The organism is Gilliamella sp. X-23 (genome assembly GCF_057063545.1).
The window spans coordinates 156,665-166,053 of record NZ_JBXSQG010000005.1 but is presented as its reverse complement, the minus strand read 5'-3'; the positions used below and the strand labels follow the sequence as shown (position 1 = coordinate 166,053).

6 protein-coding genes are annotated in these 9,389 nt (G+C 37.1%); 3 read left to right on the top strand and 3 right to left on the bottom strand.

What is annotated here, in order from left to right; all coding sequences use genetic code 11:
• Both ACYH9I_RS05345 and ACYH9I_RS05340 read right to left on the bottom strand, forming a co-directional pair.
• A partial coding sequence (locus tag ACYH9I_RS05345) for a hypothetical protein (RefSeq protein ID WP_483559458.1) occupies positions 1-453 on the bottom strand: 453 nt, incomplete at its 3' end.
• A gap of 498 nt (positions 454-951) precedes the next feature.
• Positions 952-2,931, bottom strand: coding sequence for a TonB-dependent receptor domain-containing protein (locus tag ACYH9I_RS05340; protein WP_483559456.1), 1,980 nt, complete (start codon positions 2,929-2,931; stop codon positions 952-954).
• 170 nt (positions 2,932-3,101) lie between these two features.
• Between ACYH9I_RS05340 and ACYH9I_RS05335 the strand changes: the two genes are divergently transcribed.
• From ACYH9I_RS05335 to ACYH9I_RS05325, 3 genes are all read left to right on the top strand, one after another.
• Positions 3,102-4,028 carry a siderophore ABC transporter substrate-binding protein gene (locus tag ACYH9I_RS05335; protein ID WP_483559454.1) on the top strand — a complete coding sequence of 309 codons (927 nt, stop codon included), beginning with the start codon at positions 3,102-3,104 and terminating at the stop codon, positions 4,026-4,028.
• Between the two features lie 335 nt (positions 4,029-4,363).
• Positions 4,364-5,680, top strand: coding sequence for a 30S ribosomal protein S12 methylthiotransferase RimO (rimO, locus tag ACYH9I_RS05330; protein ID WP_483559469.1), 1,317 nt, complete (start codon positions 4,364-4,366; stop codon positions 5,678-5,680).
• Positions 5,681-5,688: 8 nt separating this feature from the next.
• On the top strand, positions 5,689-7,077 hold the full coding sequence (locus ACYH9I_RS05325; protein ID WP_483559452.1) for an MATE family efflux transporter: 1,389 nt from the start codon (positions 5,689-5,691) through the stop codon (positions 7,075-7,077).
• A gap of 182 nt (positions 7,078-7,259) precedes the next feature.
• On the opposite strand, the gene tkt is transcribed toward ACYH9I_RS05325, so the two are convergent.
• On the bottom strand, positions 7,260-9,266 hold the full coding sequence (gene tkt, locus ACYH9I_RS05320; RefSeq protein ID WP_483559450.1) for a transketolase: 2,007 nt from the start codon (positions 9,264-9,266) through the stop codon (positions 7,260-7,262).
• Positions 9,267-9,389: the final 123 nt, after the last annotated feature.

Genomic DNA, 9,389 nt, shown 5'->3' with positions numbered 1-9,389 from the left:
ACCACGACTAACCGTAGTGCCATCTTTATCCTTTATTGCTAACGATATACTCCCCGATGCTATTACTCCCCCTGCCCCCAGTCCATCTCCATCATCATCTCCCCACTTCCCTTGAGTTATTAGACTATTTAAACTAGTAGAGGTTGAACCCGACGGTATCACCATATGAATATCATTAGATGTATAATTACCACTAGGTAACCTTATCGGATTTGTAGCACTCGATGTGTTAGTTGATGGCGTGATAACTCTACCATTCGGCAACTCTATTGCCAAAAAGCTGTCTGTATCCGTTGCCTTTGTTCGACCTCCAACAAACGTTAAATACGGCGCGCTACCCTCTATGACCCTTGATGTATGTGCCGTCAACGCCTGTATACCCTGCGAATACGACAAGAGCAGCAAAGCAAAGAACAACGCAGATTTTGATAATAACGAGAATTTAGATAACAATTTGGGAATCGGTGATAACCTTGCCGACAACGTCGCCGATTTCGGTGATAAAAATAAGAATGGAGTCTGACTTTGACTACGATGATATTGAAAAAGATTTAGGGCGTAGGTTTGGCAGGCCAGATGCCAGATGCCAGATGCCGATTATGATAGCGCATTTCGATTATCCTGTCAAGTAAATTTTTGTTTTATTTAGATTTTTTGTAATTAACTGCTCAGCTAATGAGCATTTCCTTGCTTTAAAAGCGCTTAAATTATAGCCGGTTGATTAATAACACGCTAGTTTTTTTTGTTAAAAAATGAGTCTGCATACGTTGGTATACTGCTAGAAACGGGTTTTGGGTGGTGTTTTTCGCCTAAAAACCACCAAATAAAAACTTTAATAAAATCAATACCTTTTCTGACCGATTTTTCGCATAAATTAATAGATTATTTATAAAAAAGGCAGCTATATTAAAGCTGCCTTAGAATAATAAACTAAACCAAAATATTGGTTAATTAGAAATTAATTTCGGTACCGACAAAATAGCGTCGACCTTCTAATGTTTTACCAAAATCTTCGTTACTAACATCTTTATCAAATAAGTTATAAACACCGGCATAGATCTTAGCTTGTTTATGTACTTGATAAGATGCACCGACGTCCCAGAAAGTGTAGCCAGGATATTCAACTTTTGTACCATTGCGGTTGTTTGATGATTCCATGCCATAATAAGCCATTTTAGCCCATAAATCCCATTGCTGTGTAGCATACCAATCAAGTTGGGTATTGAATTTTTGTTTAGGCGTTCGGTTTAAAGCTCGTCCTTTATATTGACCACTTTTTTGTTCTGTTTTTGTCCAAGAATAATTAGAACTTAATAAGAAATCAGTAAATACAGGCGTTTTAAATGAAAACTCAAGACCTTTAAGATCAGCTTTACCCACATTTTCACGACCTTGAACAAAATCGAATCTTTCTTGATATCCATCTATTTTACATAAGCCTCTTCTTGCTGGACCTTGGCATATATAGTAGCTTTGGATTTTGTCTTTATATTTGGTATAAAACGCCGTAGCCGATGCATCAACACCATAGTCATTGGTGTAACCAACGCCAATTTCGAAGTTATTCGATTTTTCAGGTTTTAAATCTGGGTTCCCCATGATCATACCTTTATTACCCGTACCAGCTCCGCCTGTCACTTGTCCCCAATCAGAAACAACTTGACGTAATTGTGGCGTTGCAAAACCTGTTGAATAACCACCTTTTAAGGTAAAATTATCATCAATATTCCAAACGCTGTACACTCTTGGATTCCAGTTACTACCATAATTTTCATCTTTATTGTAGCGTAATCCTAATGTTAAGCTCCAACTTTCTAGCAATCTTAATTCATCTTCAGCAAACAGCGCATAATTCCAACGATCAATTTTAGTGATCGATTTATTTAGCTGATTTCCTTTATCGTGTAGCTCTTGGTAATTATACTTTCCACCAATAGTAAGCATGTTGATGCTAAAAGGAAGAGTTGCACGGGTATCGACATCGGTATTACGAATTTTCATTTTTCTTTCTGGGTTATTGTTACCTTCATAAGCAACAAATGAGGTTGTCGATACATCGCCAAATAAACCGTTATGTGTTACCGCAAACGAATTGCGACGGTTATCACGAAGAAAATCACCTCTAGACAGAGGTCTTGTTTTACCTCCTGTAGATTTACTATTTTGTAATGCACGTCCAAAATCGAGATCAAATTTTTGTGTATCGGTTGCATTTAGCGATACTTTACCATTTATACTGCGTAATTTTTGCTCTGCATGACCATTTAAGAATTTATCTTCATTACGTTTAGAATATTGACCATAAAGTTGGATACCTAAGATATCATCAATCAATGGCCCTAAAGTTGAAAAGCTACCTGTATAGGTATTTTTTTCTGCTGATCGGTATGGAATAACGGATTCTAAACGCACACCACCATGCCATTTGTCAGAGACTTTTTTGGTAATAATATTGATAACACCACCCATTGCATCAGAACCATATAAAGATGACATTGGTCCACGTACAACTTCGATACGTTCAATAGCAGTTAGTGGTGGTAACCATCCTTGTTCAAAACCTGAGTTATCGCTATTTGGTCTTGTTTCACGTGTACTTACTTTTTTACCGTCAATGAGAATCATAGTATATTTGGCATCCATACCACGAATACTGATATCTGTTGAGTCCCCTCCGCCTGTAACTGTAACGCCAGGGATATCTTTTAGCGCGTCAGTAACATCGCGATAAGGTTTATTTTCGATCTCTTTAGGTGTAATAACCGAAATGGTTGCTGGTGCTTCTTTTACTTGCTGAGAAAAACCCGATGCAGTAACAACCATGGTGTCAGTATCTGTATTGCTAGCCGCTATAGCGGCGCTTGATAATGACAACAAAATGCCCGTATTAATGGCATGAGTTGCCAATTTAAACTTCTTTTTTGCTTTCATTCCTTATAACCCCATTATTTATAATGACAATTACCATTTAATTTGCCCTAGGCACACTACACTATATGAGAATGATTATCAATATCTTTATAAAAAATTATTTAGTTCTAGACAATTCACTTTTATTAAATAATAATTATTATCATTTACAATGACGTGAGAAAATTGATATGAACAAGAAAAAAAAGTTACTTTTGAGTAGTATTGCAGTGATGATGTTAAGTTTAACTGGCTGCCAATCATCATCAACAATGAATGTCACTACTGATAATCAAACAGTGGTAGTTCCTAAAGCACCTAAAAAAGTTGTAGTGATGAACTATGGCGCATTAGATACGCTAGATGCATTAGGTAAAGGCTCAATAGTTGCAGCCACCCCACGGTCAGTTATCCCATCTTACTTGCAACAATATAATAACTCCTCGATTACCGATACGGGCAATATGAAAGAACCCAATATTGAAACTATCAAGCAAGTTAAGCCTGATTTGATCGTTATTGATGGTCGTCAAGCAAGTAAGGCCGAAGATTTATCTAAAATTGCCCCAGTTATTAATTTAAGTGTTGATGCAAAAAATTACGTTGAATCAACAAAAAATCATATCCAAGTGCTAGCAAAGATTACGGGAACAGAAAGCAAAGCGGATAGCATCATCCAATCATTAGATAAAAAAATTCAAAGTACACAAGCTTTAGCTCAAGCCAGTGCTAAAAAGGCTATTGTTGCTATCCATAATGATGGAAAAATGATTCTTATCAATTTAAGTTCAAGTGCGGCACTGATTCATGATGTACTAAATGTTAAACGAGCAGTACCACTCACCGTTATGCCTGCGAATAACGCAATAGGCAAGCCAAAACCGATTTTTGTTGATGATAATTACATTAAATCGGTGAAACCTGATATTATCTTTGTTGTTGATCGTAGTAAAGCAATCGGCAACCAAGGTATGGCTGAACACTATTTTTCTCAGCAAGTACTCAACAAAAGTAAAACACATGTGGTTTATTTAACGCCAGATCTATGGTATTTGTCTGGTGGTGGTGCCGAAAGCATAAATCGTCAAATAGACGAAGTCATTAATGCATTAAAATAGTAACAGTTTAATTGGTAAGTTTATCTTCCTATTTTTAAAAGCCTTTATTGCAAATAAAGGCTTTATTTTATATTGTTCGATAGCACTTAACCAATAATCCTTTTATTCAAACAAACTAGTAACTTTCCAAGCCATAACTACTAGTATCTAATGAATAAATCAAAGCGTCGTTAACATAGCATTCAAATTAGAAAATCAGTGTATCAACTATGATGAAATATGATAAAATGCCGGCTTCATTTTGATTTGCAAATGATAATTAACAAATATAGTTTATTAATTCTCAAACAATACCTCTTTAAACATAAAACACTATTATTATAAATACTATGAATATGTCACCCCCTACAATTGGATTTGTGAGCCTTGGCTGTCCTAAAAACTTAGTTGACTCTGAGCGAATTTTAACCGAACTACGCACGCAAGGTTATCAAGTGGTACCTAGCTATGACAATGCTGATTTAGTCATCGTTAACACTTGTGGATTTATTGACAGTGCAGTACAAGAATCGCTTGAAGCAATCGGCGAAGCACTAAACGAAAATGGAAAAGTCATTGTAACTGGATGCCTTGGAGCCAAAGAAGATCAAATTCGAACTGTACATCCAAAAGTTCTTGAAATATCTGGCCCACATAGCTATGAAGCGGTTTTAAGTCATGTTAATAAATATGCCCCTAAACCAGAGTACAACCCTTTTACCAGTTTAATCCCGAGTCAAGGCGTTAAATTAACACCAAAACATTACGCTTATCTTAAAATTTCCGAAGGTTGCAATCACCGCTGCACATTCTGTATTATTCCTTCTTTGCGTGGAGATATGGTTAGCCGACCTATTGGGAATGTCTTGGATGAAGCAAAACGTTTAGCAGATAGTGGCGTTAAAGAGTTATTGGTCATTGCCCAAGATACTTCGGCTTACGGTATCGACATCAAAAACCGCACCAATTTCTGGAATGGAATGCCATTAAAAACTGATATTCAAACCCTGTGTGAACAACTATCAAATTTAGGAATTTGGGTTAGATTGCATTATATGTATCCTTATCCAAGTGTTGATAATCTAATTCCATTAATGGCTGATGGTAAAATTTTGCCTTATTTAGATGTGCCATTACAACACGCAAGCCCAACTATTTTAAAATCAATGAAACGCCCCGGATCGATTGAAAGAACCTTAGAACGTATTCATAAGTGGCGCGAAATCTGCCCAGATATTACATTACGTTCAACGTTTATAGTTGGATATCCAGGCGAAACCGATCAGGATTTTGAACTACTACTTGAATTTTTGTCACAAGCACAATTAGATCGAGTTGGCTGTTTCCCATACAGCCCAGTAGAAGGTGCTGTTGCGAATGAACTGGCAAACCAAATTCCAGAAACAATCAAACAAGAACGTTTTGATCGTTTTATGCAATTACAGCAAAAAATCTCAACACAAAAATTACAAGCCAAAATAGGCAAAACACTAGCTGTCATTATTGACGAAATTGATGACGAAGGCGCAATAGGTCGCAGCATGGCTGATGCCCCTGAAATCGACGGCGTTGTTTATTTAAACGAAGAAAACCAAGTCAATGTTGGTGATATTGTTCAAGTTAACATTGAACATTCTGATGAATACGACTTATGGGGAACGGTTAAACGTTAATAAAAATCATGAAACAACATTATAAACACGAAATAAAAAATCTTACTAAATTAGCGGTTCCTGTACTTATTGCACAAATATCACAAACAGCAATCACATTTGTCGATACCATTATGGCAGGAAATTATAGCAAAACTGCCCTATCTGGTGTGGCTATTGCAGTGTCAATTTGGTTGCCCACAATTTTATTTGGACAAGGTTTGTTAACGGTATTAACACCAATTATTTCAAACTTAAATGGTGCAGCTAAACGTGATCAAGTTGCTAATCAAACACGTCAAGGTGTAGTAATAGCACTCATATTATCAATATTAATGATGTTGTTTCTATATCATTCTGACAAAGTCATTAACTTAAGAAGCTCAGCTGATCACCCAATCGATCCCGAAATGGTTGACGTTGCCGTCTCATTTTTACGCGCCATAATGTGGGGTGTGCCAGCATTCTTGCTTTTTTTGGTCTACCGCAATCAATGTGAAGGACTATCAAACACAAAGCCAGCCATGGTGATCATATTCATTGCTCTCCTTGCCAACATTCCAATTAACTACGTTTTAATCTATGGAAAATTAGGCTTACCTGCTTTTGGCGGAGTCGGCTGTGGCATTACAGCGACAATTATCTTTTGGCTTATGTTTATATTAATACGCTTATACACACTCACTAGCGCAAGCCAACGCGACATTCGCCAGACACCAATCACTAAACTAGTTGATTTTGTTATAATCAAAAAAATTGTTGTGCTTGGCACTCCTCTTGCGCTCGCTTACTTTTTTGAAATGAGCTTATTTGCTGTGATTGCATTATTAATTGCCCCATTAGGTCAAATAACCGTTGCTGCGCATCAAATTATATTTACCATCAGTAGTTTAACCTTTGCCATTCCATTATCTCTTGGTGTTGCAACCAGTATTCGTGTTGGTTATTTACTGGGTAATAAAAAACCTGCATTAGCCAAACAAACCGCCTATATTAGTTTAGCTATATCGCTTACCATGGCAATAATTGTTGCGTTAATTTTAGTTATTTTTAAAGCACCAATTGTCACTCTATTCACCAAAGAAACAGCCGTCATGGCTATCTGTATGCAACTCATCATATTATTAGCTATTTATCAAGCATCAGATTATTTACAAGTAGTAGCAAGTAACGTGCTACGAGGTTATAAAGATACCCAAAGCATCTTTTTTATCACCCTACTTTCTTATTGGGTAGTTGGACTGCCCGTTGGCTATGTTTTAGGATTAACCAACCTAATCATTGAACCAATTGGCGCAGCTGGTTTTTGGATAGGTATTATATCAGGACTTGCTGTTGCAGCATTACTATTAATAGTTAGGATGATCTACATCCAAAAACAACCCGTTGATGTTATTTTAGAACGAGCATCAAAATAAAATTACCTATATAAGAATTTAATAATATAGAAAGGATTAACTACATTTTTATAATAACCAATTATTGATTTTTCAATAATTAAAAAAATGAGTTAATTCTTTTGATTAATACACATTATTTAAATAACAAAAAACGCCATCAACACTTTCGCTGATGGCGTTTTGTTAGTGTAATAAATTAACTATTTCAACAAGCTATTGGCTTGCGCAAGTACATTTTCAACAGTAAAGCCAAACTCTTTAAACAGTTGATCCGCTGGACCTGATTCACCAAAGCTTGTCATGCCAATTACTTTACCATTAAGGCCAACATATTTATACCAATAATCGCTAATACCCGCTTCAATAGCAAGGCGGGCTGTGACTGACGATGGCAATACTGACTCTTTATAAGCCTGATCTTGTTTATCAAACGCATCAGTTGATGGCATTGATACCACCCGCACTTTTTTACCTGCTTGTGTCAATTGTTGATAAGCTTCAACGGCAAGCTCAACTTCTGAACCCGTCGCAATAATAATTAAATCTGGTGTACCTATGCAATCATTTAAGATATAACCACCGCGATATACATCAGCTAATTGATGAGCAGTGCGATCTTGTTGTTTAAGATTTTGTCGTGAAAAAATCAGCGCTGTTGGACCGTCTTTACGTTCTATTGCATATTGCCACGCAATAGCTGACTCAACTTGATCGCATGGTCGCCAAGTACTCACATTAGGCGTCATACGTAAGCTTGCCATTTGCTCAACAGGTTGATGCGTTGGTCCATCTTCACCCAAGCCAATTGAATCATGAGTATAGACAAATAAAGCACGAATCTTCATTAATGCCGCCATTCGAATGGCATTACGTGCATATTCCATAAACATTAAGAATGTCGCACCATAAGGAATAAATCCACCATGTAATGCAATACCATTCATAATTGCAGACATACCAAATTCACGCACACCATAATGGATATAATTACCATCCGCATTAGCTAAGATCTCTTTAGAGCCTGACCACATGGTTAAATTACTTGGTGCTAAATCAGCCGAACCACCTAAAAACTCAGGTAAAGCAGGGGCAAACGCTTCAATAGCATTTTGTGATGCTTTACGGGTAGCAATTGTTGCTGGATTTGCTTGGAGTTTATTCACCACATCGTTAGCAATTTGTGACCAATTTGCCGGCAAATCACCATTAACACGACGCTTAAATTCTTTGGCTAATTCAGGATAAGCCTTAGCATAAGCATCAAAACGAACATTCCATTCATCTTCGATCTGCTGACCTTTAGCTTTAGCATCCCAAGCATCATAGTAGTTTTTAGGAATTTCAAAAGCAGGATAATTCCAGCCAAGTGCTTTGCGTGTTGCTTCAATTTCGGCATCGCCTAATGGTGCACCATGGCTTTCATGGCTGCCGGCTTTATTTGGTGAACCAAAACCAATCACCGTTTTACACATTAATAATGATGGTTTATCGGTTACCGCTTGCGCTTGCTCGATAGCTTCTTTTAACGCTTTAGCGTCATGACCATCAATACTACGGATAACATGCCAGCCGTAAGCTTCAAAACGTTTTGCGGTATCATCAGTAAACCAACCTTCGACTTCACCATCGATTGAAATGCCATTATCATCGTAAAACGCAATAAGTTTACCTAATTTAAGAGTACCTGCTAACGAACACACTTCGTGCGAAATACCTTCCATCATACAACCATCACCCATAAACACATAAGTATGGTGATCAACAATAGTATGATCAGGTTTATTAAATTGTGCAGCTAAGGTTCTTTCGGCAATAGCCATACCTACGGCATTAGCAATACCTTGACCTAGAGGTCCGGTTGTTGTTTCAACACCCGGTACATAACCATATTCAGGGTGTCCTGCAGTTTTTGAATGCAACTGACGAAAATTTTTTAGATCATCAATGGTTACGTCATAACCGGTTAAATGCAATAAACTATAGATCAACATAGAAGCATGACCATTTGATAATATAAAACGGTCGCGATCAGCCCATTTTGGGTTGTTTGGATTATGTTTTAAAAAGCCACGCCAAAGCACTTCAGCCATATCTGCCATACCCATAGGCGCACCAGGATGCCCTGATTTTGCTTTCTGTACGCCATCCATGCTCAATGCTCTTATCGCATTCGCCAGTTCGCGGTGGGATAGTGTGGTTGCATTCATATTATAATCTCCAAAAAAATTTTTTGAGTAAAAATTTGTTAATACCTGCAAGATGGATATCACTTGCAAAATAGCTAGTTAAATCAACAAAAATTAGTATAAAAATGGGGAGCTAACTCCCCT

Excerpts from the sequence above, each read along its gene's own strand:
- ACYH9I_RS05340 (WP_483559456.1), bottom strand. The coding sequence starts at position 2,931 with ATGAAAGCAAAAAAGAAGTTTAAATTGGCAACTCATGCCATTAATACG.
- ACYH9I_RS05335 (WP_483559454.1), top strand. The coding sequence starts at position 3,102 with ATGAACAAGAAAAAAAAGTTACTTTTGAGTAGTATTGCAGTGATGATG.
- rimO (WP_483559469.1), top strand. The coding sequence starts at position 4,364 with ATGTCACCCCCTACAATTGGATTTGTGAGCCTTGGCTGTCCTAAAAAC.
- ACYH9I_RS05325 (WP_483559452.1), top strand. The coding sequence starts at position 5,689 with ATGAAACAACATTATAAACACGAAATAAAAAATCTTACTAAATTAGCG.
- tkt (WP_483559450.1), bottom strand. The coding sequence starts at position 9,266 with ATGAATGCAACCACACTATCCCACCGCGAACTGGCGAATGCGATAAGA.